The sequence below is a fragment of the Streptomyces sp. NBC_00425 genome (genome assembly GCF_036030735.1).
Classification (GTDB): domain Bacteria; phylum Actinomycetota; class Actinomycetes; order Streptomycetales; family Streptomycetaceae; genus Streptomyces.
Genome location: NZ_CP107928.1, coordinates 2,173,082 through 2,196,129, shown reverse-complemented (window position 1 = coordinate 2,196,129; position 23,048 = coordinate 2,173,082). Strand labels below are relative to the sequence as shown.

At 69.5% G+C, this 23,048-nt stretch carries 16 protein-coding genes and 1 pseudogene; 10 read left to right on the top strand and 7 right to left on the bottom strand.

The genetic code is table 11. The annotated features are described in order from the left end of the window. Positions 1-260: 260 nt before the first annotated feature. Positions 261-485, top strand: a pseudogene (locus OHS82_RS09050) (aldehyde dehydrogenase family protein); the annotation flags it as partial. A gap of 65 nt (positions 486-550) precedes the next feature. Here the strand turns inward: OHS82_RS09050 and OHS82_RS09045 are convergent. Genes OHS82_RS09045 through OHS82_RS09030 form a run of 4 tightly spaced genes read right to left on the bottom strand, consistent with a single transcriptional unit; the run spans position 551 to position 4,627 of the window. Further along, entirely contained in the window at positions 551-1,444 is an 894-nt protein-coding gene (locus OHS82_RS09045; protein WP_328433665.1) for a 3-carboxyethylcatechol 2,3-dioxygenase, read from the bottom strand. Continuing rightward, positions 1,441-2,850 carry an aldehyde dehydrogenase (NADP(+)) gene (locus OHS82_RS09040; RefSeq protein WP_328433664.1) on the bottom strand — a complete coding sequence of 470 codons (1,410 nt, stop codon included), beginning with the start codon at positions 2,848-2,850 and terminating at the stop codon, positions 1,441-1,443. Before OHS82_RS09040 ends, OHS82_RS09045 begins: the two co-directional genes overlap by 4 nt. Beyond that, positions 2,847-3,647, bottom strand: coding sequence for an alpha/beta fold hydrolase (locus OHS82_RS09035; RefSeq protein ID WP_063894312.1), 801 nt, complete (start codon positions 3,645-3,647; stop codon positions 2,847-2,849). Before OHS82_RS09035 ends, OHS82_RS09040 begins: the two co-directional genes overlap by 4 nt. Further along, positions 3,644-4,627: an NAD-dependent epimerase/dehydratase family protein gene (locus tag OHS82_RS09030; protein WP_328433663.1), complete on the bottom strand. Its 984-nt coding sequence runs from the start codon at positions 4,625-4,627 to the stop codon at positions 3,644-3,646. The genes OHS82_RS09035 and OHS82_RS09030 overlap by 4 nt, the downstream gene beginning before the upstream one ends. Before the next feature lie 561 nt (positions 4,628-5,188). On the opposite strand from OHS82_RS09030, the gene OHS82_RS09025 reads away from it, so the two are divergent. The 3 genes from OHS82_RS09025 (at position 5,189) to OHS82_RS09015 (ending at position 8,644) form a co-directional block, all read left to right on the top strand. Further along, positions 5,189-6,889 carry an acetolactate synthase catalytic subunit gene (locus OHS82_RS09025; protein WP_328433662.1) on the top strand — a complete coding sequence of 567 codons (1,701 nt, stop codon included), beginning with the start codon at positions 5,189-5,191 and terminating at the stop codon, positions 6,887-6,889. Further along, a complete protein-coding gene (locus OHS82_RS09020) occupies positions 6,889-7,965 on the top strand; it encodes an LLM class flavin-dependent oxidoreductase (protein ID WP_199863916.1) in 1,077 nt (358 codons plus the stop codon). The genes OHS82_RS09025 and OHS82_RS09020 overlap by 1 nt, the downstream gene beginning before the upstream one ends. Positions 7,966-8,029: 64 nt before the next feature. Further along, positions 8,030-8,644, top strand: a complete 615-nt coding sequence (locus OHS82_RS09015) for a cysteine hydrolase family protein (protein WP_057582106.1) — start codon at positions 8,030-8,032, stop codon at positions 8,642-8,644. Positions 8,645-9,290: 646 nt separating this feature from the next. Here the strand turns inward: OHS82_RS09015 and OHS82_RS09010 are convergent. Then, on the bottom strand, positions 9,291-10,112 hold the full coding sequence (locus tag OHS82_RS09010) for a hypothetical protein (protein ID WP_328436042.1): 822 nt from the start codon (positions 10,110-10,112) through the stop codon (positions 9,291-9,293). Positions 10,113-10,437: 325 nt separating this feature from the next. Here OHS82_RS09010 and OHS82_RS09005 point away from each other — a divergent pair, with 325 nt between their 5' ends. Continuing rightward, the gene (locus OHS82_RS09005; RefSeq protein WP_057582104.1) at positions 10,438-11,127 is read left to right on the top strand and encodes a nucleotidyltransferase domain-containing protein; all 690 of its coding nucleotides are present in this window, start codon (positions 10,438-10,440) and stop codon (positions 11,125-11,127) included. A gap of 503 nt (positions 11,128-11,630) precedes the next feature. Beyond that, entirely contained in the window at positions 11,631-13,775 is a 2,145-nt protein-coding gene (gene fusA, locus OHS82_RS09000; protein WP_328433661.1) for an elongation factor G, read from the top strand. A gap of 181 nt (positions 13,776-13,956) precedes the next feature. Here fusA and OHS82_RS08995 read toward each other — a convergent pair whose 3' ends face one another. Beyond that, positions 13,957-15,810 (bottom strand): hypothetical protein, encoded by a 1,854-nt coding sequence (locus OHS82_RS08995; RefSeq protein WP_057582102.1) that lies wholly within the window; start codon positions 15,808-15,810, stop codon positions 13,957-13,959. Positions 15,811-16,138: 328 nt separating this feature from the next. Between OHS82_RS08995 and OHS82_RS08990 the strand changes: the two genes are divergently transcribed. Genes OHS82_RS08990 through OHS82_RS08975 form a run of 4 tightly spaced genes read left to right on the top strand, consistent with a single transcriptional unit; the run spans position 16,139 to position 20,682 of the window. Next, positions 16,139-17,458, top strand: a complete 1,320-nt coding sequence (locus OHS82_RS08990) for an ABC transporter substrate-binding protein (protein WP_057582101.1) — start codon at positions 16,139-16,141, stop codon at positions 17,456-17,458. A 5-nt stretch (positions 17,459-17,463) separates the two neighbouring features. After that, positions 17,464-18,447 (top strand): carbohydrate ABC transporter permease, encoded by a 984-nt coding sequence (locus OHS82_RS08985; RefSeq protein WP_057582100.1) that lies wholly within the window; start codon positions 17,464-17,466, stop codon positions 18,445-18,447. Between the two features lie 7 nt (positions 18,448-18,454). After that, on the top strand, positions 18,455-19,294 hold the full coding sequence (locus OHS82_RS08980) for a carbohydrate ABC transporter permease (protein WP_057582254.1): 840 nt from the start codon (positions 18,455-18,457) through the stop codon (positions 19,292-19,294). 29 nt (positions 19,295-19,323) lie between these two features. After that, entirely contained in the window at positions 19,324-20,682 is a 1,359-nt protein-coding gene (locus OHS82_RS08975) for a GH1 family beta-glucosidase (RefSeq protein ID WP_328433660.1), read from the top strand. A gap of 202 nt (positions 20,683-20,884) precedes the next feature. On the opposite strand, the gene OHS82_RS08970 is transcribed toward OHS82_RS08975, so the two are convergent. After that, entirely contained in the window at positions 20,885-23,032 is a 2,148-nt protein-coding gene (locus OHS82_RS08970; protein ID WP_328433659.1) for a DEAD/DEAH box helicase, read from the bottom strand. Between the last annotated feature and the right edge of the window lie 16 nt (positions 23,033-23,048).

Below are 23,048 nucleotides of genomic sequence, written 5' to 3'. Positions count from 1 at the left end.
GACCTGATGAACGAGATGGCTCGGATGCGTCGGTCGCGGAGCCACGTGGAAAGCACATCGCCTGACGTGGTCGTGGGCATGATGTTCACGACCCCTGAGGGGCACGGGATGGTGTGTGACCAGCGTGCGTGAGCCACCTGCCGGGGCGACCGCGTAGGTCCCGTTGGCGCTTACGGCCTCTTCAGAGAACCAGCGAAAGTCGCCGTCCATGACCCGGCAACCGTAGAGGTCATCGCCGAGTCTCCGATGCCGCCGACGCGACCCATGCCATGGCTGCTGTCGATGCGGCTGCTGCTGCGCTCGAAGGCTGGCGTCACCTTGCTCCGCGTAAGCGGTCCGACTTCCTGCGCCGCACCTTCGAGCTGATGTTGCGCGGCCATGAGGCGTTGGCATGGTTGATCTCTGCCGAGAACGGAAAGTCACTTTCAGACGCCAGGGCAGAGATCACCTATGCCGCCGAGTTAGGTGCGTTCAGTCGGCACTGATCGTCCGTCGAGAAATAGGCCGGTTCTCCCGACCCCGTCGACGGACGAGGCCGATGTCGCGGTGGTCAACGTGCCAGTCCGGTCAAGGTGGTACTCGCCGAAATCCCCATGCCGGTGATCCACTCGGTCACCGGTTGGTACACGAGTGTCGGGAGCGGCTCGGCCCCAGCGAAGGCGCAGGCGATCCAGGTGCGGACCTCTGCGCCACCTGTGCCGGCCGGAGCGAGGTCGTCGGCCGTGAGGTCGGCCAGCTCTTCCCACTGGTCGCCGGCCAGCAGCGCCAGGAACTTCTTGTCCCACGCGGGGTTGATGGCCTCAGCTGCCTTTGCGAGGTTGTCGGTGATGAGCTTTTGGCGGTCGGCCTCGGTCAGGTCGCGGGCTCCGGGGATCAACGAGGGCGGAGCGTGGGAGATCCCGCCTGAGCCGATGACCAAGACGCGCTCGTCGGCCGCGATCTGGCTTCGGAGGAACGCGCCGACCGCCGCTCCGAGTGCTGCGGTTCGCTTCGCTGTCGACAGCGGGCGGTCCACACAGTTGATGATGATGGGGATCATGGGTACGGCTGAGAGCGAGCCGAAGAGATCGAACGTCGACTGGCCGAAGCCGTGGTCCAGTCGAAGGTCTGGAGCCATGGCGATGTCGATACCGGCGGCCGCAAGGTACTCACCCATGGCGAGAGCGAGATCGTGGGGAACGTCGTAGTCCTCCTGCGGAGTTCCCCAGTCTCCGTAACCGGTAGCCGACTCGACGACGGTGAAGCAGGGGGCGATGCCTGCGAGCGCCCGCATGTGATCGGGCCCGAAGTACACGATCAACGTCGGGTCGTATGTCTGGACAGCTTTGGCCAGCTTGGTGAATCCGGCCCGGAATTCGGCACCCTGGACGTGTTCGGTGTCCTGAGCCATCTGGGGGCTGTGCGAGAGCGCTACGGCGGCGATCTGGGGACCTGCAATGTTCATGACGGCGTCTTCTCCTGGTTTGGGGTATCGCGAAGCTCCGAGGGAAGTGCGGCGGAAGGGACATCTTGGAAGGCGACGGGTCGGAGGAAGCGGGCGACAGAGGCAGTGCCGACGGAGGTGCTGAGAGGCGCGGTGCTGGCCGGGTAGGGGCCGCCGTGCTGCTGAGCGTCAGTGACGGCGACTCCGGTTGGCCAGTCGTTCCAAAGAACGCGTCCGGCGTGCTCTGCGAGCCGAGCCACGAGTTCGATCTCGCCTGGGTCGGCGTCCTCGGAGCCCTGGACGGTCGCAGTGAGCTGACCGGGGAACAAGTCGACGAGGCTCAGGACGTCGGCCAGGTCCTCGTACTCGATGAGGACGGATGCTGGACCGAACGCTTCAAGGTCGAGGATCTCGGGATGCTCTCGAACGGTGGAGGTGCTGGTTCTGAACAGCACTGGCGACACCTCGTCGGCCAGGACCGCTCCGCGAGCAGTCTCAGTCAGGGCAGCGAGCTCCTTGACGCTGCGCAGGAATCCTGCCGCGATGTGGTCATTCAGCAGCGGCCCCGCGACGAGGTCCGGCAGACGCGTAAGGAACTCATCGACGTGAGGGACGAAGATCAAGCCGGGCTTCGTGCAGAACTGCCCAGCTCCGAGCATCACCGACCCTGCGAAGCCTGTCGTGATCGCGTCGGGTCGGTTCGCCCAGCCCCGTGGTGTGACGACGACCGGGTTGGTACTCCCGAGCTCACCGTAGAAGGGGATCGGCTCTGGTCGTCCCATGGCAAGGTCGAACAAGGCTCGTCCGCCGGCTGTCGAGCCAGTGAAGGCCACGCCCTTGATGATCGGACTGACAACGGCTTCGGCACCTGCCTGGTGACCCTCGATCAGACCGAAGGTTCCGTCCGGCGCTCCGCTGTCGGTCAGTGCGGAGAGGACGAGGTCCGCGGTGGCCCGGGAAAGGTCCGGATGGCCCGGATGTGCCTTGAGAACGACCGGGCAGCCCGCCGCGAGGGCACTCGCGGTGTCTCCTCCGGCCACGCTGAAGGCGAAGGGAAAGTTGCTGGCAGCGAAGACCAGAACCGGTCCGAGAGGTACGTGCGTTCGTCGCAGATCGGGTCGGGGCCCGATGGGCCAGTCAGGGTCGGCATGATCGACTTGATTGTCGCTCAGGGCTCCGGCGGCCAGGCGGTCGGCCAAGAGCCTGAGCTGGAACGTCGTGCGGGCGAGCTCCCCAATGAGCCGTCCCTCGGGCAGGTGCGTCTCGCGCATGGCCACAGGGATGAGGTCACCTGAGTGGGCGTCGAGCGCGGCGGCGATGGCGCGGAGCCACGCGGCGCGCATCGTGCGTGCGGCTCGGGCGACGGGACGCGCAGCACCCGCGGCTGCGGCGAGGACGTCCTTGGGAGCGAGAACCGAGGCGCTCATCGGGTGCACTCGGTGAGGAACCGGTTGATGAGGGCGTTGACGAGGCCAGCGCGTTCGATCTGCAGCCAATGCCCGGTCCGAGACAGAAGATGCAGGTCTGCGCGCGGCATGTGCTGGGCAAGCAGAACGCTGTTCTCGGCAGGCACCACACGGTCTTCCCGACCATGAAGAATGAGCGTGGGGACAGAGATGCTCTCAAGCTCTTCGTCGGTGTGGCCCGGCCCTGCGGCTGCGAGTCCCGCAAAGACGCTCTGCATCGCCTCGTGCGCTCCAGGCCGGGCGCTGACTTCGTACCGTTGCCTGACGAGCGCGGGCGTGACGATGTCCTGATCGGTCACGAAGCACTCGCGCAACAGCTGTTCCATCGCCTCTGGGCTGGGCACGTACTCTCGAAGGAGGCGCTGTGCGTGCGACTGCGACGGGCGCAGCCGAGTGCTGAGAAGGACAAGCCCGGCGATACGGTCAGGCTGTTCCAGCGCCATGCTCAATGCCACACGCGCACCCATGGAGTTGCCCACGACGACCACCTGGTCGAGCTCTCGTTCGTCCAGGATCTGCCAGGCCTGCCGCGTCCACAGCCGTGGGCCGTACGTCAGTTCAACCGGCTTGGCGCTGTCGCCGAAGCCGATGAGGTCGGGCGCGAGAATGCGATGGCCGCCGAGTGCCGGAATCGTGCGGTTGAAGTTGGCGTCAGCGGTCGTGCCGGGGGCTGTGCCGTGCAGGAGAAGAACTGCTGGCCCATCCCCGACGTCCAGGACGCTGCTCTGCGGCAGTGAGTCAGCCATGGCTTCGCTCATCGCGAACCCTCGGTGACCGCCAGCCGCGCCAAGACGCGCTGCTCTGCTTCGGTCCGGCTCCACGTGCGACGGCCGGGTTCGTTGAGCAGGTGCTGCAGCGCGGCGTCGATCATGTCGTGAAGTGGCAGGAACGGCTCGATCAGGCCGGCAGCGTCCGCGGCGGAGATGTCACCGATGGTGTTCTCGTTGCTGAAAGGGAACACGCAGTCCACGCCGTTGAACACGGGGAGGTCCTCGCCGGTGGCGCCGCCACCCACGGTGCGTACGCGCGGAGTGGTGCCGGAGACCTCTGCGCAGACGTCGACAAAACCCTCGAGCGAGGTGTTGCAGCGGCGAGAGGCGACGTTGTAGGGCTGGAATCCTTCGGCGACGAGCTCGGCGGCGCGGGCCAACGCGGTGGCCGCGTGCTTGAGCCAGACGTACTGGTGTACTGCCTGACCGTCGCCAGGGAACAGGATCAGTTCATTGTCGAGGAGTCGGTTGAGGACGAACTCTTCGCGTGCAATGAAGTTGCCGGGTCCCAGTACCAGCGGGAAACGGATCGAGACGGTGCTCAGCGGAGCGGGACGAAGCTCTCGCAGCGCCAGCTCGCAGCCGATCTTCTCCACGGCGTAGGAGCCCCACAGGGGATGCGGCCCGTAGGGGAGGTCCTCGGGCCACGGCAGGATCGGTGATGGCTGATAGACGTTGAGGGTCGAGACGTGTACGTAGTGAGGCACCTTCGGCAACGTCTCGAGCATCGACCGGGTCTGGTCGGCGGTGTAAGCCGACAGGTCGACGGCGACGTCGATGTCGAGCTCGGCGAGTAGGGCGCGGTCCTGTTGCACGTTCCGATCGCCGATGATCTGCTCGACGGGAGCGTTCCACTCCGGCTGCCGATTACCGCGGTGGAACGCGACGACGTCGTGGCCGGCCCTCAGCAGCTCGTTGACGAGCTCGACCCCGAGGAAGCGAGTGCCTCCCATGACCAGCGTTCGCATGTTGAGCCTTTCCGTCGCGGCTGATGACAGTCAGGTAACGCCGCATTCGTGGGTCTCGTCCAATAGGACGATGCGACAAGCCGAGAAGGAGCGCTTATTGATGCTCGGCCGAGGACGACCTGCGATACGCGTCGCTGACGGGAGCACAGTGCCGAATGAAGGCGTCGAGTAGTCCAGATCGTCTGCCGGCGCTCCAGGCGAGGCCGAAATCGGCTGTCAGCGACGGTCGCGTGAACCGCCGAATCGCGACCCCGCGAGGACGCAGTCTGCTGGGTCGCTCGGCGTCGAGTACGCACACGCCTACGTCGGCTGCGACGGCGGCGAGCAGGTGCTCCGGATCGGTCTCAGATGCCACCACGACGGGTCGATTGTCGCCCCAGCGCGTCGATAGTTGAGTTCTTCTGCCGGAACCACGAAGTAGCTGAGTCTCCGAAGGTCCATTGGGAGACGATAACCAACGGTTCTCAGTGCTGCACAGATCACTATTGGACCGACCCCGTGTCGCGGTTCCACGCTGGTGCCGGACGGCCCACCGTGGCTCGTCGAAACGTGGAGGAAACGATGAGGCAACGCACCGTCGCCGATGCCTTGGCCGAAGGGCTGGCGCGCCACGGGGTCACTGACATCTTCGGGCAGAGTCTGCCGTCGGCACTCTTCCTGGCCACCCCGAAGGTGGGGATCCGCCAGATCACGTACCGCACAGAGAATGCCGGCGGCACGATGGCCGACGGCTACGCGCGCGTCTCCGGGCGGATCGGCGTCGTGGCAGCGCAGAACGGTCCGGCCGCGACGTTGCTCGTCCCGCCGATGGCGGAGGCCCTGAAGGTCTCGGTGCCTCTGCTGGCGCTCGTTCAGGACGTGCCCTTGGCCAATCGAGACCGCAACGCGTTCCAGGAGTTCGACCACCGGGGATTGTTCAGCTCGGTCGCGAAGTGGATCGGGTCGCTCGACGACCCCGCACGCATCGACGACTACCTTGACATGGCCATCGCCACCGCGTGCTCCGGCAGGCCAGGACCGGTCGTCCTGCTGCTCCCGCGAGACGTGCTGATGATGGCAGCTCCCTCTACCTCCGTTCGGCGCGCGTCCCACGGCAGCTTCCCACTCGACCGGACGCAGGTCGGGGCCGCCGAGACCCACCGTGCTGCGGAGCTCATCGCCCGCGCAGAGCAGCCGCTGCTCATCGCCGGCGGCGGCGTGCATCTCTCCGGTGCTGCCGACGCCGTGGCCTCGCTTCAGGAGCGGGCGTCTGTCGCCGTGGCCACGACCACAATGGGCAAGGGAGCCGTCGACGAGCGTCACCCCCTGTCCTTGGGCGTCGTGTCGAACTACATGGGCAAGCACTCTGCCACCCACCACCTCCGTGACTGGGTCAAGGCCAGCGACCTGGTGATCTTCGTCGGCTCGCGCACGAATGAGAACGGCACCGACGCGTGGCAGGCCTTCCCGAGTGACGCAACCGTCATCCACCTCGACATCGACAGCGCCGAGATGGGCCGCAACTACGAGGCGGACCTCCGAGTGGCTGGTGATGCCCGCCTGAACCTCGAGGCGATCCTCGACGCTCTCGAAGGCATGGACCTCACCAAGCGCAACGAGGCGCGCGACGCGGTGGCGGAGGTCATCGCAGAAGCCAGAGCCCGCTTCACCGAGGCGGTTGCCGACCTCGTGACGGGCGACAGCCGGCCGATCCGCCCAGAGCGGGTGTCGGCCGAGATCGACGCCGCCGTCGCCAACCGCCGAGCCATCGTGACCGCCGACGCCAGCTACTCGACCATCTGGATGGGCAACTACATGCGCTCGCGGCGCGTGGGACAGCGCTTCCTTGCTCCTCGTGGACTGGCCGGCTTGGGCTGGGGGCTCCCGCTGGCCCTGGGAGCCCGCGCCGCGGACCCCGACTCCGTGGTCGTCGCGCTTGTCGGCGACGGCGGCTTCGGCCATGTCTGGTCCGAGCTCGAGAGCTCCGTTCGTGAGGGCCTGCCCGTGGTCGTCGTCGTGCTCGACAACGGCATCCTCGGCTTCCAGAAGCACGTAGAACTCGTCCAGTTCGGCGAACACACTTCCGCAGTCGACTTCGCGCCCGTCGACCACGCCGCAGTCGCTCGGGCCTGCGGCGCCGACGCGATCCGCGTCGAGGCCCCCTCAGAACTCGGACCGGCGCTCAAGAAGGCGCTGGACAGCGGGCGGACGTGGCTCATCGAGGTCCGGTGTGACCCCGATGCGCGTCCGCCTATCACATCGTGGGACGGAAAGGTGGAGTGATGGTGGACTTCTGTATCGGCAGCTGCGCCAAGATCGACTCGGTCGACTGGGTCAAGCAGGCTGAGGACGCCGGCGCGAGCCACTTCGGGGTCGGCGAAGGACCGCTCCTGTTCAGCGACCCGTACCAGTACCTCGCACTCGCCTCACGTGACACCAGCACGATCAAGCTGGGGACGTGGGTCACCAACCCCTTGACCCGGATTCCTCCGGTGACGGCCAACTCCATCGCGACGCTGAACGCTCTCGCACCCGGCCGGGTCTTCATGGCGATGGGCACCGCCAACAACGCGCTGAGGTCGATGGGTGCGAAGCCTTCGACGATGCGTGAGCTCGATGACGCGTTCAGTGTCATCAAGGGCCTGCTCGATGGGCAGCGGGTGACACAGAAGTGGCGGGGCCAGGAGCGCGAAGTCGAGTTCCTCGACAAGGAGGGCCTCTGGTACGACCTCGACAACCGGCCCGAGATCTGGATGGCGGTAGGGGGCCCGAAGGGCATGGCGATCGCCGCCAAGCACGCCGATGCCATCACCTACTGCCTCGGACCCAACCCGGACATGATCCAGGTCGTCCGCCGGGCCCTCGACAAGGCCGTCGCGGACGCCGGCCGCGAGCCCGGCTCGGTCAAGCTCGTCAGCAACACGTGGTTCTACCAGCTGCGGCCCGGCGAGACCTGGGAGGACGGGGTCGACAAGGGCTTCGGCTCCGGGCCGATCAGCTCCTGCATCGTGAACTCGGGATTCATGGCAGAGCACGTCGACCAGCTCGGCCAGCCGATCGTCGAGGCATCGACCAACGCCGCGATGGCCTACCTCGGTGACCCCACCGTGCAGGACGCTCCCCACTACCTCGACGTGTGGGCGAAGTACCTACGCGGTCTCGATCCGGTTCACCGACCCATCATCACCAAGGAGCTCGTCGACTACTGGTGCCTGTGCGGCTCCCCCGAAGAGCTCCAGCAGCAGCACCAGCTCATGAGGGACTCCGGCGTCGACATGGTCGGGGTCATGCTCTCCAACCCCTTCACCGCCGACCGCGACATCGCCGACATCGGCTCGTCGATCCTCGCCCACGGCTGAATCAACCCCCGTCTCGGATCCGGCCGGCAACTCCAAGCACCACCGCAGAGAGAAGAGAAGCGCCATGAATCCCATCGACCCGGCACGTAGCGCCGTGATCGCCGTGCACCTTCAAGGTGACGTCGTGGGTCCGGCCGGAGCCCTGGCCCCGTTCTTCCAGGCCGAAATCCAGCGCACCGGAGTGCTGGGGACCATCAGTCGGCTACTGGACGGTGCGCGAGCCGGCGGCGTCAAGGTCGTCTACACGCGGGTCGCCTTCCGGCCCGACTTCTCCGACATGGTCCCCAACTCGCCGCTGCTGGCGATGACCGCGCAAAACAATTGCCTCGTGGACGGGACCCCCGCGGCCGAGATCGTGAGTGAGGTCGCCCCCCGAGCCGGGGAAACGATCGTCACCCACCAGCGGGTCACCGGGTTTCACGCCAGTTCCCTGGACGTACTGCTGCGAGGAGCCGGCATCGACACGGTCATCATCGCGGGGGTCGCCACCAACCTCTCGGTGGAGGGCACCGCGCGAGCTGCCTCCGACCTCGGCTACCGGACGATTGTTGTCTCCGACGGCTGCTCAGCAGGCTCCGAGGCAGCTCACAGCGCCTCCTTGGAGTCGCTCGGGCTTCTGGCTGAGATCGCCACCGCCGACGAACTGCTCACCGCGGTCCGCACGTCGGCCACGGTCTGAGAGGCCATCGAGATGACGACCAGTAGGTCCATGTCAATCCCCTGGTTTCGTAGAGGCCTCCGTTGAGCGGCCAGGTCGTCCTGGTCGTAGTTGTTGCGCGCCTCGTTGATGATCTGTTCGAACTCGGCGGGCGGCAGGCCGCCCGCCGCGCTGTGGCGCCGTCATGTGTTGTAGAAGTCGACGATCCATATTGCGATCTTGACGCGGGCCTCCGGTTTCGGTGGATGTACTCGACCTTGATGGTCGAGTTGAAGCTCTCTGCGGCGGCTTTGTCGAAGCACGACGCTCGCCCGTCGCGTAGCCGAGCAGGGGGTGCGAGGGCCTGCTCAGCAAGGAGCGGGTCTGGCACGAGTGGCGCGGAGAGAACCGCGAGAAGGAATTCCTCGACACCGAGAGCGGCTTCTACCACCCCAGCGACGTCCCCATCTGGGTGGCGTGCGGCGGCCCAAAGGGCATCAAGGTCGCAGCCAGGTACGCCGATGCGACCATCTGCTGCCTCGGCCCGAACGCGGACATGATCAAGCTCGTCAAGTCGAGATCGACAAGGCTGTCGCCGAGGCCGGCCGCCCCCCAGGCTCGTCAACTCTCATTTTCAGGGGCCGCTCTCAGCCGACGGCGCGCCGGCCGATGTGCCGAGCCGGCGCGCTCAGTCGAACTCGCTGGGCTCGGGGGCCGGAGTGCGGCCCTCCCGGACGTCCTTGAGCCGGGTGGTGCCGTGGCTCACCGCGTCCTTGGTGCTGTCGTGGTCCGCACCGCCGTACCCGCCGTTGGTGACGGTGATCGCGTCGTCCCCGACCCGTACGGCCGCGACGTCCACCGTGAGGGTGACCGGTGAGCCGCCGGAGGTCCCCTTCACCGTCACGGTGACGCCCTCGCGGGCGTCCCCCGACTTCGGCAGCGAGGCTTCGACGACCTGCACGGTGAGGGTGCCGTCGGAGCCCTTCGCGGTGAACTGGTCGCACTCGGTGGGCAGCGACCCCAGCCAGTCCAGCGACTTGTCGAGGTCGTCCCGGTCGTAGGCGGCGACCTGGTAGAGCAGCCGCGAGTCGCCCTCGGTGAAGCCGGTGAGCTCCGACGCGCCGGACGGGCGGCCCAGCAGGTCGTCGCCGTACAGCCCGTCGAGCAGCCGCTGGCAGTCGGCGGCCTGCGTCTTGCCGGTGAGGAACTGCTGGGTGTCGACCGTGCCGATGAGCAGCTCGTCCTCCCAGGACTGCGCCGTCTTCTCCGCCACCTGCGTCCAGTCGTCCTCCAGGTCGCCCTCGGTGATCAGAGCGGTCCGCGCGCCGGCCGACGTGAGCGTGTTCTTGCCGGGGGACGCGGTGGTCGTCCGTTCGGCCACGGGCGAGGCCGCGACGCCGGAGGCGCTCGACGCGCTGGACGCGCCGTCCTCCCCGCCGGAACACGCGGCCGTCGTGACGAGCAGCGTTCCGGCGGCCAGGACGGCCGTCAGCGCCCGCACCGGGCGCACCGGGCGGCCCGGACGGGTCGGTCCCGCCGGGCCGGACGGGCGGGGCGGGCAGGTCGGGCGGGACGACGGACGAGGGGTGGTCACGGATGCCTCCAGAGGACGGGGTCGGCTGCCCTGCCCTCCACGGCACCACCGGCCAGGCCGCTCGACCAGCGCAACGAGTCGTACGGGTGAAGCCGCGGCGCCGGCGAGGGACAGCCCGGCGTCCGCGGGGCCGCCGGGAAAATGCGAGGTGGCGGGCACCGGGCGCAGGGCATCATGGCCATCCCGTCGCCCGATCGCGGCGCCGGGGTGATCATCGTCGGGGGAACGACCGGGGGCACCTGTGACCGTCACCAACATCCTGCTGTCCGGCATCGTCGGCTCGACCGCCTACGGCCTCGCCCACGAGGGCTCCGACGTGGACCGGCTCGGCATGTTCGCCGCACCCACCGAGGAACTGCACGGCCTGCACACCCCGAAGGAGTCGCACGTCAGCACGGCGCCCGACCGCACCCTGCACGAGGCCGCGAAGTGGTGCCGGCTCGCGCTCGGCGGCAATCCGACCGTCATGGAACTCGTCTGGCTGCCCGACGAGCTGTACGAGGTGCGCACCCCGCTCGGCGACGAACTCATCGGCCTGCGCACCACGTTGCTCAGCGCCCAGCGGGTGCGCGACGCCTATCTCGGGTACGCGACCCAGCAGTTCCGCCGACTGCGCAACCGCGGCGAGGGCGCTCCCGCGGCGGACAGCCGCAGACGCAGCGCCAAGCACGCCCGGCATCTCAGGCGGCTGTGCACCCAGGGATACGAGCTGTACTCCGCTGGGCGGCTGACGATCAGGGTCGAGGACCCGGAGAGCTACCACCGCTTCGGCGAGGAGGTCGCCGCCGATCCCGACGCCGCGCTGCCGCTGCTGCGCCGCTTCGAGGAGGCGTTCGCCGAGACGCGCAGCGTCCTGCCGGACCGGCCCGACGAGAGCGCCGCCGACGCCTGGCTGCGCCGGGTCCGCAGACGGTTCTACGCGGCGGCGTAGTCATGTCCCCACCGCCACGGCGCCGTCGACGGCAAGCCCGTTCCGGCCGAGGCCGAGGCCGAGGCCGAGGCCGAGGGGAGCCTCGCGCACCGTGGCCGAGGCGTCCGCCCCAGGACGACGATCCCCCGGACGACGGTAAATAACGTGCCGGGCCGGTCCTTCGCTCCTACACTCACTGCAGATCGAGCGCGACCGCTGCACGGCGGCGCGCCGTACCACCGCACACGAGGGGGCCCGGCCATGCGTGACCACACCGCTGTCGTCGCCCCCCGCTCCCGCTACGAGGTGATCCTCGTGTCTTCGTCCGTCCGGTGCCCGCTGCGCGGCCGGCACCGGATCGCCTGACGAAGGTCCGAGCGAACAAGAGACGTTCACCGCAGCACTTCTGACGATCCATCATCGTCGGACCTGCCGCGCGACCGTTCGAGCCCGTGCGGCTCGCCGCCCTCGTCCCGGCACATCGCGCCGCCCGTTCCCAGGAACATCCCGAAAGGCCGACGGCCGTGCGCACCAACCCCGATCGTGACCTCACCCGACTCTCCGCCGTCCGCAACCTGGGCATCCTCGCCCACGTCGACGCGGGCAAGACCACCGTCACCGAGCGGATCCTGTACGCCACCGGGACCACGCACAAGCGCGGCGAGGTCCACGACGGCACCACCGTCACCGACTTCGACCCCCAGGAGCGCGACCGCGGGATCACCATCTTCGCCGCGGCCGTCAGCTGCGAGTGGGACGGCCACCGCGTCAACCTGATCGACACCCCCGGGCACGTCGACTTCGCCGACGAGGTGGAGCGGTCCCTGCGGGTGCTGGACGGGGCGGTCGCCGTGTTCGACGCCGTGGCCGGCGTGGAACCGCAGAGCGAGTCCGTGTGGCGGCAGGCCGACCGCTACGGCGTGCCCAGGATCGCGTTCGTGAACAAGCTGGACCGGGCGGGCGCCGATCTCGACGCCGCGGTGGAGTCCATCCGGGCCCGGCTGCACCCCGTGCCGTTGGTCGTACAGCTGCCGATCGGGGCGGAGGACGCCTTCGAGGGGGTCGTCGACCTGCTGCGGATGCGGGCGCTGACCTGGAGTGCGGACGGCGGCGACACGGCCGTCGACACGCCCGTCCCGGAAGAGCTGCGGGAGGAGGCGCTGCGCCGGCGCAGACTGCTGGAGGAAGCCGTGGCGGAGCGGCACCCGGCAGCCCTGGAGGAGTTCTGCGACCGAGGGAAGCTGTCGGCGCGGACGCTCTCCGAAGCGCTGCGCGACCTCACCCGCACGGGTGACGGCGTGGTCGTGCTGTGCGGCTCGGCCTACCGAAACCGCGGGATCCAGCCGCTGCTCGACGCCGTCGTCGCGTATCTGCCGTCGCCCCTGGACGTGCCGCCGGTACGCGGTGCCGATCCGGCCGGCGGCGGGGTCCGCGGCGTCGGCCGGCAGCGGGACGCGGCCGGCGAGCAGCGTCGGGCCGACCCGGACGCGCCGTTCGCGGCCCTCGCGTTCAAGGTCGGGGCCACGCCCACGGGCCGGCTGACCTACCTCAGGGTGTACTCGGGCACGATCGAGAAGGGAGACGCGGTGTGGGAGTCGGGCACGCGGCGCACCGAGCGGATCGGGCGGATCCTGCGGGTGCAGGCCGACCGGCACGCCCAGTTGGAGCGGGCGGTCGCCGGGGACATCGTGGCGGTCGTGGGGCTCAAGGCGGCCCGCGCGGGCTCGACGCTGGCCGCGCCGGAGGCGCCCCTCGTCCTCGAGCCGCCCGGCGTGCCCGCGCCGGTCGTGTCGGTGGCGGTGGAGGCGCGTACCGGCGCCGACGCCGACCGCCTGGCGTCGGCGCTGGCGCGGTCGGCCGAGGAGGATCCGTCGCTGACGGTCAGGACCGATCCCGAGACCGGTCAGACGGTGCTGTCGGGCATGGGCGAACTGCATCTGGAGGTCGCGGTGGAGAAGATCCGCCGCAGCCTCGGTGTGGAGATCACCGTCGGCCGTCCACGGGTGACGTACCGCGAGACGGTCGCCCGGGGCGTGTCCGGTCTCGTCTTCCGGCACGTCAAACAGGACGGCGGGGCAGGGCAGTTCGCGCATGTCGTGCTCGACGTCGAACCGCTGGGCGCCGAACAGCAGGGCGCCGGGTCGCCGGGTGCGGACGCCGACGACCCGACCGGGTTCGTGTTCCGTTCGGCCGTCGTCGGCGGACGGGTGCCCCAGGAGTACGTTCGTGCCGTCGAGGCCGGCTGCCGGGACGCCCTCGCCGAGGGCCCGATCGGGGGACACCCGGTCACCGGCCTCAGGGTCACCCTGACCGACGGGGCGACGCACGTGAAGGACTCCTCCGAGACGGCCTTCCGCACGGCCGGCCGGCTCGGGCTCCGGGAGGCCCTGCGCCGCTGCGCGATGGTGCTGCTGGAACCGGTGGTCGAGGTGACGGTCACCGTGCCCGAAGGTGTGGTCGGCAAAGTCCTCGGCGACCTCGCCGGCCGACGCGGGCGGGTCACCGACTCGACCGTGCGCGGAGGTTCGGCCGTCGTCACCGCGACCGTGCCGCTGGCCGAACTGTTCGGCTACGCGACCCGGTTGCGCAGCCGGACCCAGGGGCGCGGCGTCTTCTCGGCCCGTCCGACGGGGTACGCCCCGGCGCCGACGGCGACGCCGGCGCGGTAGATCCCGGCGCGGGCCCGCAGGACCGGGGTCCCCGCGGGCCCGGCAGGCCCGCGGGGACCCCGGTCGCACGAGCCCCCGGTGCGTGCCGCGAACCGACCACGTTCGCGGCACGCACCGGGCCGGGGCAGCAGAACCGCCCCCCGCCGTGCGGGCGGTGCGCAGACCGGCGCGGGGGCTGCCGTCAGGGGTACGAGACCACCGTGGACGGCACCGTCGACGTGCCGGACGTCGGCGCGCCGAGGTCGTTGATCACGTGCTCGTACTGGCCCTGGCCGCCGAGCGAGACCACCAGGAGGTCGTGGAACTTCACGCCCGGCACGTCCGGGGCGGCGAAGCCGTGGTGCTGGACGATCGTGGGATCGACGTTGTAGAAGCAGTAACTGCCCAGCCCCCAGCCCTCGTGCGCGGTGACGTCGTCGCCGACCTTGTAGGCGGCGTACCCCTTCAGGGCGCCGTTCTGGATCGCCGCCTGGTTCGGGGCGTCGTACGCCTTCTCGTTCTGGAAGAAGATCGTGCGGCCGCGCTGGCCGTACCACTGCACGTCGTACTTGTTGAAGTGCTCCACGAACAGGCCCGTCGCCAGCACGTCGTGGCCGTTGACGACGACCCCGTAGTCGGCCCGGTTGGTCTCCCAGCCGACGCCCTCGCCGTGGTCGGCCCGCCAGACCCAGGTGTGGTCGACGATCGTGTGCCGGTTGTTGATCACCATGCTGGTGGTGGCCCTGCCGGCGCCCGCTCCGCCGATCCTGATGAAGACGTCCTGCACGGTGGTGGGGTCGGCCAAGTGGTCGCGCCGCGCTCCGGGCGGACCGACCTCCAGCAGGGTCGCCGAGTCGACCGGACCGGCGTCGATCAGGAAGCCGGCCAGCCGCACGCCGTCCACGTCGGCGACCTTCACGGCCGTGACGCCGTTGTCGGGGATGAGCGTGGCGTAGCCGAGGCCGAGGACGACGGTGCCCGCGCGGTTCACCCGGATCGGCCGGTCGAGGTGGTACACGCCCGGTGTGAGCAGCAGGTGCAGGCCCTGGTCGAGGGCCTGGTTGAGGGTGGCGGCCAAGACGCCCGGCCTGGCCACGTAGAACCGCGACAGGGGCAGCGAGCTGCCGCGCGGGGTGCCGCGGCCCCAGGTCACACCGCGTGCGTCGGTGCGCTTGGCGGGCAGGAACACGCGGTAGCCGCCGCGGTCGACGTACAGGAACGGCTTCTCCCGGGAGACGGGAGTCGTCTCGAGCGTGGTGTAGGGCGGGTTGGGGAAGCTCTGGGCGGGGGCGCCCTCGACGCCCGAGAAGACCATGTTCCACACGCCGTTGAGCCAGCTGCCGACGGCGCTGTCCCGGGTGTACCACTGCTGCTGCGAGTAGGGGCCGATCCCGCCTTCGATCCGGCTGTCGGCGATGTAGCCGCCACTGGCCCAACCGAAGCCCGACGGGGCGAGGTTGAGGCCGCCGTGGACGTGCATCCGGCGGAACGGGGCGGCCTGGGCGACCGCCCACCGGTTGGTGCCGCTGACCGGGACGAGCGCGAGGTTCTCCGCCGAACGCCAGAAGTTCTGCGTGGCGTTGCCGCCGAACCAGCCCGCGTCGACGGTCACGTCGCCGTTGATGGTGGTGTCGTCGGGGGAGAGGCCGAGGCCGGCGATGGACGTGTAGAAACCGAGTTGGGCGTTGAGTCCGTGGTAGACGCCGGGCCTGAACAGCAGGGCGTAGCGTCCGGTGCCGAACTGGGCCGACTCCTGCTGCCGGAACACCTCGTCGAGGCGGGCCTGGATGTCCGGGGTCGACGGGTCGAAGACGAGGACGTTCGGGCCGAGGTCGCCGCCGCCCGGCAGGGCGCAGGGACGCCCGCCGCGCGAGGGTGCGGCCGACGGCGTGCCGGTCGACGCCGTGGACGCCGATGTCGCGGACGCCGGTGCGGCGGAGGCCGGTGCGGCGGCCGGTCCGGCGAGGACGGGGGCGGCCGCGGCCGTGGCGGCGGCCGCGAGCACGGCTCTGCGGCGTACGGCGGGGGTGTCCGACGGCGGCTGGGCGTGGGGCATGGCGGCTCTCCTCGGTGCGGGCCGCTCACGGGGAACGGCTGGCTAAAGGAAGTGAACGGACACGTGCTTGAGAGCGCTCTCTCAGCGCTGAATGCTTCAACTGCCCGAACGTGCGCGTCAAGTGGTGCGACCGGAGTTGTCCGCCGAAGCGGCCCCGAGAAGGCCCCGAGAAAGCACCGAAGGCGCCTTGGAGGTCCAGGGGTGGGCCCGGGGTGGGCCCGGGGTGGGCCCGGAGTGGTCCGGAGTGTGCCGGAACCCTTGACGGGAGTCGCTTCCGAGGTTTAACTCACGTCCTAAATTAAGCCCTGATGACACCGGGAGCCGATCCATGCGCAGCATTCGAGCCGCGGCCACAGGAGCCGTCGTCATGTCACTCGCCCTCTCGGCCACGGCCTGCGGAGGCGGCGGCTCGACGGACGGCGGGGGATCCGACGACTCTCCGAAGACCTTGACCTACTGGGCCTCCAACCAGGGCGCGAGCATCGAGGTGGACAAGAAGGTCCTCCAGCCGGAACTCGACAAGTTCGAGAAGCGGACCGGGATCAAGGTGAAGCTGGAGGTCGTCCCCTGGTCGGACCTGCTCAACCGGATCCTCACCGCGACCACGTCCGGTCAGGGCCCCGACGTCCTCAACATCGGCAACACCTGGTCGGCCTCGCTCCAGGCCACGGGCGCGCTGCTGCCGTGGAACGACGCGAACCTCGCGAAGATCGGGGGCAAGGGCCGCTTCGTGGCCTCCGCGCTCGGCTCCACCGGGGCGCAGGGGCAGGACCCGGCCGCGGTGCCGCTGTACTCGATGGCGTACGCCCTGTACTACAACAAGCAGATCTTCGCCGACGCCGGCATCGCACAAGCCCCCACCACCTGGGACGAGTTGGTGGCAGACGGCAAGAAGATCCAGGCGAAGGGCAAACAGGTCCTGGGCGCCGAGGGCGCGAACGTCGCGGAGAACATCCACCACGTCTTCGTCTTCGCCGAGCAGCACGGCGCGCACTTCTTCACCGCCGACGGCAAGCCCGACTTCACCTCCGGCGGCGTGGTCTCGGCGGTCAAGCAGTACGTCGACCTGATGGCGAAGGACAAGGTCATCCCGCAGGGCAACGCCGAGTACGCGCAGAACCAGTCCGTCAGCGACTTCGCCAAGGGCAGGACGGCGATGCTGCTGTGGCAGTCCGCGTCGGCCAACCTCGCGTCCCAGGGCATGAGCGCGGACGCGTACGGCATCGCCCCGGTACCCGTGCAGTCCGGCTCCCCGGGCGCCGGCGCCCAGGTGAACTCGATGGTCGCGGGCATCAACCTGGCGGTCTTCAAGAACACCGACAACCTCGACGGCGCGACCGAGTTCGTGAAGTTCATGACCGGCGACGAGGAACAGAAGATCCTCAACACGGCCTACAGCACCATCCCGCCCGTCGCCTCCGCCCAGTCGGACGCCGCGTTCGACTCGCCCGCGAACGCGGTCCTCAAGGACACCCTCGCCAAGAGCGCCGCCGCGCTCCCCCAGGTCGCCGATGAGTCGCAGTTCGAGACGGTGGTCGGCACGGCCGTCAAGGAACTGTTCGCCGACGCCGCCGCGGGCCGCGCGGTCACCGCCGAGTCGGTGAAGGCCAAGCTCGCCAAGGCCCAGCAGCAGATGCCGGCGAAGTGAGCCCGATGACCACCACCGTCGAGGTCGTGAAACCCCCGGCACGCCCCGACGGCGGCGGGACCCCGCGACCGCGCCCCGGCCGCCTCCGCCGCGTCGGACTGCCCTACCTGCTGCTCCTGCCCGCCCTGATCCTGGAACTCCTCGTCCACCTGGTGCCGATGGTGATCGGCATCGTGATGAGCTTCAGGGAACTCACCCAGTTCTACATCCGTGACTGGGGCACGGCCCCCTGGTCCGGCCTCGACAACTACCGGATGTCGGTGGACTTCGACGCGCCCGTCGGCGAGGCCCTGCTCCACTCGTTCCTCGTCACGGTCGGCTTCACCCTGCTGTCGGTCGGCCTGTGCTGGCTCGTCGGCACGGCGGCGGCGGTCTTGATGCAGGACGCCTTCCGCGGCCGCGGACTCCTGCGCGCGCTGTTCCTGGTGCCGTACGCGCTGCCCGTCTACGCGGCGGTGATCACCTGGGTCTTCATGTTCCAGCACGACAACGGCCTGGTGAACCACGTCCTGCACGACCAGCTGCACCTCACCGACAACCGGTCCTTCTGGCTCATCGGGGACAACAGCTTCTACGCGCTGCTCACCGTGTCGGTGTGGAAGGGCTGGCCGTTCGCCTTCCTCATCGTGACGGCGGGCCTGCAGAACATTCCGCGCGAGCTGTACGAGGCGGCCGCGCTGGACGGCGCCGGGGTGTGGCAGCAGCTCCGCCGCATCACCCTGCCGTCCCTGGGCCCGGTCAACCAGGTGCTGGTGCTGGTGCTGTTCCTGTGGACGTTCAACGACTTCAACACCCCCTACGTCCTGTTCGGCAGGGCGGCCCCGGAAGCCGCGGACCTCATCTCGGTCCACATCTACCAGGCGTCCTTCGTCACCTGGAACTTCGGCACGGGCTCGGCGATGTCGGTCCTGCTGCTGCTCTTCCTGCTGGCCGTGACGGGCGTCTACCTGGCCCTCACCTCGCGACGGAGGTCTTCGCATGCGCGGTGACTCGCCCATGGCGCCGCCGAGTTCCTTCCTCTGGTCCCGACGGATCTTCCTCACCCTGCTCACCGGCTTCGTGCTGCTGCCGGTGTACGTGATGGTCTCCAGCTCGCTCAAGCCGCTCGCGGACGTCACGGGCGAGTTCCGCTGGCTGCCCAGCGGTCTGACGGTCCGCCCGTACATCGACATCTGGTCGACCGTCCCGCTCGCCCGGTACTTCGTGAACTCGCTGATCGTGGCGGGTGCGGCGACGGTCTGCTCGGTGGTGATCGCCGTGTTCAGCGCGTACGCGGTGAGCCGCTACGAGTTCCGGGGCAAGCGGGTGTTCACGGTCACCGTCCTGTCCACGCAGATGTTCCCCGGCATCCTCTTCCTCCTCCCGCTGTTCCTGCTCTACGTCAACATCGGCAACGCAACCGGCATCGCCCTGTTCGGCTCGCGGGGCGGGTTGATCCTGACGTATCTGACGTTCTCGCTCCCCTTCTCCATCTGGATGCTGATCGGATACTTCGACTCGGTGCCGCGCGACCTCGACGAGGCCGCACTGGTCGACGGCTGCGGCCCGCTCGGCGCGCTGCTGCGGATCGTGGTGCCGGCCGCGATCCCCGGCATCGTCGCCGTCGCCGTCTACGCCTTCATGACCGCGTGGGGCGAGGTGCTGTTCGCCTCCGTCATGACCAACGACACCACCCGCACGCTCGCCGTCGGACTCCAGGGCTACTCCACCCTCAACGACGTGTACTGGAACCAGATCATGGCCGCCTCGCTCGTCGTCAGCGTGCCCGTGGTCGCCGGGTTCCTGCTGCTCCAGCGCTACCTGGTCGCCGGACTGACGGCGGGCGCCGTCAAGTGACCTCCTCCGCATCCTCCGAAGGGACTTCCGTGACCATCGACTTCGCCGCACTCCCGCACGACTTCCTGTGGGGCACGGCCACGGCGGCGTACCAGATCGAGGGAGCCGTGGCTGAGGACGGACGTGCGCCGTCGATCTGGGACACGTTCTCCCACACCCCCGGCAAGGTCGCGGGCGACGACAACGGCGACGTCGCCTGCGACCACTACCACCGCTGGCGCGAGGACATCGCGCTGATGCGGCAACTGGGCGCCGACGCCTACCGGTTGTCCGTCGCCTGGCCGCGGGTCGTGCCCGGCGGTGACGGACCGGCCAACGCCAAGGGCCTGGCCTTCTACGACCAGGTGGTCGACGGGCTGCTGGAGGCGGGCATCACCCCGTCCGTCACCCTCTACCACTGGGACCTCCCGCAGGTGCTCCAGGACCGGGGAGGCTGGCCCGAGCGGGCGACCGCCGAGCACTTCGCCGCGTACGCCTCGGTCGTGGCCGAACGCCTCGGCGACCGCGTCACCCACTGGGCCACCCTCAACGAGCCCCTGTGCTCGGCCTGGATCGGACACCTCGACGGCACGATGGCCCCCGGCCTCAAGGACCTGACGGCGGCCGTCCGCGCCTCGTACCACCTGCTCCTCGGACACGGCCTCGCCGCACAGGCGGTCCGCGCCGCCGCCCCCGCCGCCCGGGTCGGCATCGTCAACAACCTCTCCACGATCCACCCCGCCACCGACCGCCCCGAGGACGTCGCCGCAGCCCGGCGCATGGACGGCCACACCAACCGTTGGTGGCTCGACCCGGTGCACGGCCGCGGCTTCCCGGCCGACATGCGCGAGGTGTACGGCGTCGAACTACCCGAAAAAGGAGGGGACTTGGAGACGATCGCGGCCCCGCTCGACTGGCTGGGCCTGAACTACTACTTCCCGCAGACCGTCGCCGACGACCCCACCGGCCCGGCGCCCCGTGTCCGCGCGGTCCGCCGGCCCGGCGTCCCGCGCACCGGCATGGACTGGGAGGTCGACGCGAGCGGCATCGAGGACCTGCTGCTCCGCCTCACCGACGAGTACGGGGCACGCAAGCTGTACGTCACCGAGAACGGCTCCGCGTTCGAGGACGTCGTCCGCCCCGACGGCACGGTGGACGATCCGCAACGCGAGGACTACCTGGTGAAGCACCTGGCCGCCTGCGCCTCCGCCGCCCGCAAGGGGGCCCCGCTGGCCGGCTACTTCGCCTGGTCGCTGCTGGACAACTTCGAGTGGGCGTACGGCTACGACAAGCGCTTCGGCCTCGTCCACGTCGACTACCGCACCCAGACGCGCACCATCAAGGGCACCGGTCACCGATACGCGGACATCATCCGCGGCCACCGCGAGCGAGGGCGAAAGGCCGCCTGAGGCCGTCCGGTCGGGCCCGCCGCAGCGCACCAAGGAACTCTCCCGGATGGTGCCCGAAGACACCGAACTGATCGCCTACATCGCTCCGAAGCCCGACGCGTACAAAGGCGACGTTCCGTTCACGCACCTCGGGCTCACAGGGCGGGAGACGATCACCTCGCACCCGGGGAAGACCGCACTCTCCGGGTTCTGTTGCGTTGCGTCACACGCCGGCTTCCACGAGGAACGGACTCGGGTGGCCTGACCAGGAGACGTGGAGGCTGTCGCGGGCTCTGGTGCAGGCGACGAAGAGGAGGCAGCGTTCGGACATCATGTCGGTCTCGTGCTGCTGGGCGTCGAGGTCGGGTGGGGTGACCGCTTTCGCGAAGGGCAGGGCGTCCTCGGTGACGCCGACCACGGCGACGCAGCGGAACTCGAGACCCTTGAACGAGTGCATGGTGCCGACCCGGACGGCGTCCGCGCCCTTGACCGTGTCGGCGGAGCGTAGGGCGACGGCGGGCAGTCCGGCGGCCTCGAGGTGGGCCACCGTCGTCGCGCACGCCTTGTTGAAGCGGGCGGTGACTCCGATCTCCGCCGGGTGCACTCCCGCGTCCATCCACGCCCGCACCTGCGCCGCGAGCGCGTCGAGTTCGGCTTCCTCGGTCGCTGCCGAGTGGACGGCGGGCCCGTCGCCGTGCAGGGCGGAGCGGTAACCGAGCAGAGTGTCCTTGCGGTTGGCGTCCTCCAGCTCGGCGATCGGCCGGCCGACGAGCAGCGCGGTCGACCAGCGCAGGATCTCCTGCGTGCTGCGGTAGTTCTTGCGCAGCTTCACCGACCGCCCGGTCACCTTGATGCCCAGCGACCTCAGGGACACCTTCGAGTCGTAGATGCGCTGGTGGGGGTCGCCCGCGATGAACAGGTCGTCGGGGCGGGCGGGGACGGCCGCGCGCAGCAGACGCCACTGCGCCGGGTGCAGGTCCTGCGCCTCGTCCACCACGACGTGCCGGTACTGCGGGCCCTTCTCCTCCAGCAGCCGTGCGGCGTCCGCACACGTCTGCAGCCAGGTGCGGGCTCCGTCGGCGGCCAGATCGGCCGTGAACCGCTCCACCGTCTTCCACACCAGGGGCCGCTCGGCCGCCGCCAGCCGGCTTCCGCGGCCACGTCGGTCCGCCGCCTCGTACGCGGCCAGGGTCGTGATGCCCTGGGCCAGGACGACGTGCCGGTACTCCTGGAGAAGGAACTGCGCGCTGCCGGGGAAGCCGGTCGCTTTCGCGGCCTTGCCCCAGCGGCTCTCCTCCTGGTTGTGCAGCAGGGGCCGCAGAGTCACTGCGCCGGGCGACTCGGCGACGACACGGCTCGCGAAGCCGTCCACCGTCGAGATGTCCACCCGTGCGCGCAGCTCCGGGTCCTCCACCAGGGACTCGAGACCGGCGCGCAGCGCACTGACGAGCGCGTTGGTGTACGTCGTGAGGAGGATGCGGTCTCCGTCGCGCAGATGCCCGAGCAGGTGCTTGACGCGGTGCAGCGCGACCACGGTCTTGCCGGTGCCGGGCCCGCCCGTGACCTGGGCGGGCCCGGAGTAGGACGCCCGGTAGGCGACCTTGCGCTGGGAGGGGTGCAGGAAGACCCGCCAGGCCGCGAACGGCTTCTCGAGGATGTCCCGCAGTTCCTCGGGAGCCGTGACCAGGGCGATGCGGGCCCGGCTGTGCCGGATCGCCGTCTCGTAGTCCTGGGTGTCCACCGGCTGGGACGACGCCTGCAGCGCGGGCGCGACGATGTCCCGCCAGACCTCCTCGACGCCGCAGCCCTCCGCGAGGTACTGCAGCACCTCCCGCTGGTCCTGCGGCAGCAGCGGCGCGAAGATCTCCAGCTGCTCCTTGTCGACGAGCGACCGGGCCTGGCGCAGCGTCTCGGCGTCGATGCCGAGCGCGGTGAGGTCTCCGTCGGAGAACTTCGCGAACAGCCGCTCCTTCGGTGACGTCAGCGCCACCCGCTCGTACGCCGGTGTGAGCTCGTCCAGGGTCGCCGCGTCGCGGATCTCGACGGCCCGTGTCACCTCGTTGATGCTGGACTTCTGCTTCTTCGCCCAGGCGATCGCTTTGTCGTGCTGCATGACCCGCAGCAGGACGAACGTGTCCCCGGTCGGCGGGGCGAGGACGACACCGCGCCAGAACTGGTCGATGCGGATCGTCCGGATCTGCTTGTCCTTCGCGTTGGTCAGGCTCTCCAGTTTCAGCCCCGGATCCTTGAAGAGCTGATCGAGGGTGAGCCGGCTGAACTTCTCCCACGCGTCCAGGACACCCTTCCGCACCGGCGGCTGGAGTTTGGGGAGTTCGGCGAAGAACGCGATGTCGAAGGCGAGCTGCGGCATGGGTGGATCCTAAGGG

Coding starts and splice junctions, on each gene's coding strand:
- OHS82_RS08990 (WP_057582101.1), top strand. CDS start 16,139: ATGCGCAGCATTCGAGCCGCGGCCACAGGAGCCGTCGTCATGTCACTC.
- OHS82_RS08970 (WP_328433659.1), bottom strand. CDS start 23,032: ATGCCGCAGCTCGCCTTCGACATCGCGTTCTTCGCCGAACTCCCCAAA.
- OHS82_RS09040 (WP_328433664.1), bottom strand. CDS start 2,850: ATGAGCGCCTCGGTTCTCGCTCCCAAGGACGTCCTCGCCGCAGCCGCG.
- OHS82_RS09030 (WP_328433663.1), bottom strand. CDS start 4,627: ATGCGAACGCTGGTCATGGGAGGCACTCGCTTCCTCGGGGTCGAGCTC.
- OHS82_RS09020 (WP_199863916.1), top strand. CDS start 6,889: ATGGTGGACTTCTGTATCGGCAGCTGCGCCAAGATCGACTCGGTCGAC.
- OHS82_RS08995 (WP_057582102.1), bottom strand. CDS start 15,810: ATGCCCCACGCCCAGCCGCCGTCGGACACCCCCGCCGTACGCCGCAGA.
- OHS82_RS09015 (WP_057582106.1), top strand. CDS start 8,030: ATGAATCCCATCGACCCGGCACGTAGCGCCGTGATCGCCGTGCACCTT.
- OHS82_RS09025 (WP_328433662.1), top strand. CDS start 5,189: ATGAGGCAACGCACCGTCGCCGATGCCTTGGCCGAAGGGCTGGCGCGC.
- OHS82_RS09045 (WP_328433665.1), bottom strand. CDS start 1,444: ATGAACATTGCAGGTCCCCAGATCGCCGCCGTAGCGCTCTCGCACAGC.
- OHS82_RS09035 (WP_063894312.1), bottom strand. CDS start 3,647: ATGAGCGAAGCCATGGCTGACTCACTGCCGCAGAGCAGCGTCCTGGAC.
- OHS82_RS08980 (WP_057582254.1), top strand. CDS start 18,455: ATGGCGCCGCCGAGTTCCTTCCTCTGGTCCCGACGGATCTTCCTCACC.
- OHS82_RS08985 (WP_057582100.1), top strand. CDS start 17,464: ATGACCACCACCGTCGAGGTCGTGAAACCCCCGGCACGCCCCGACGGC.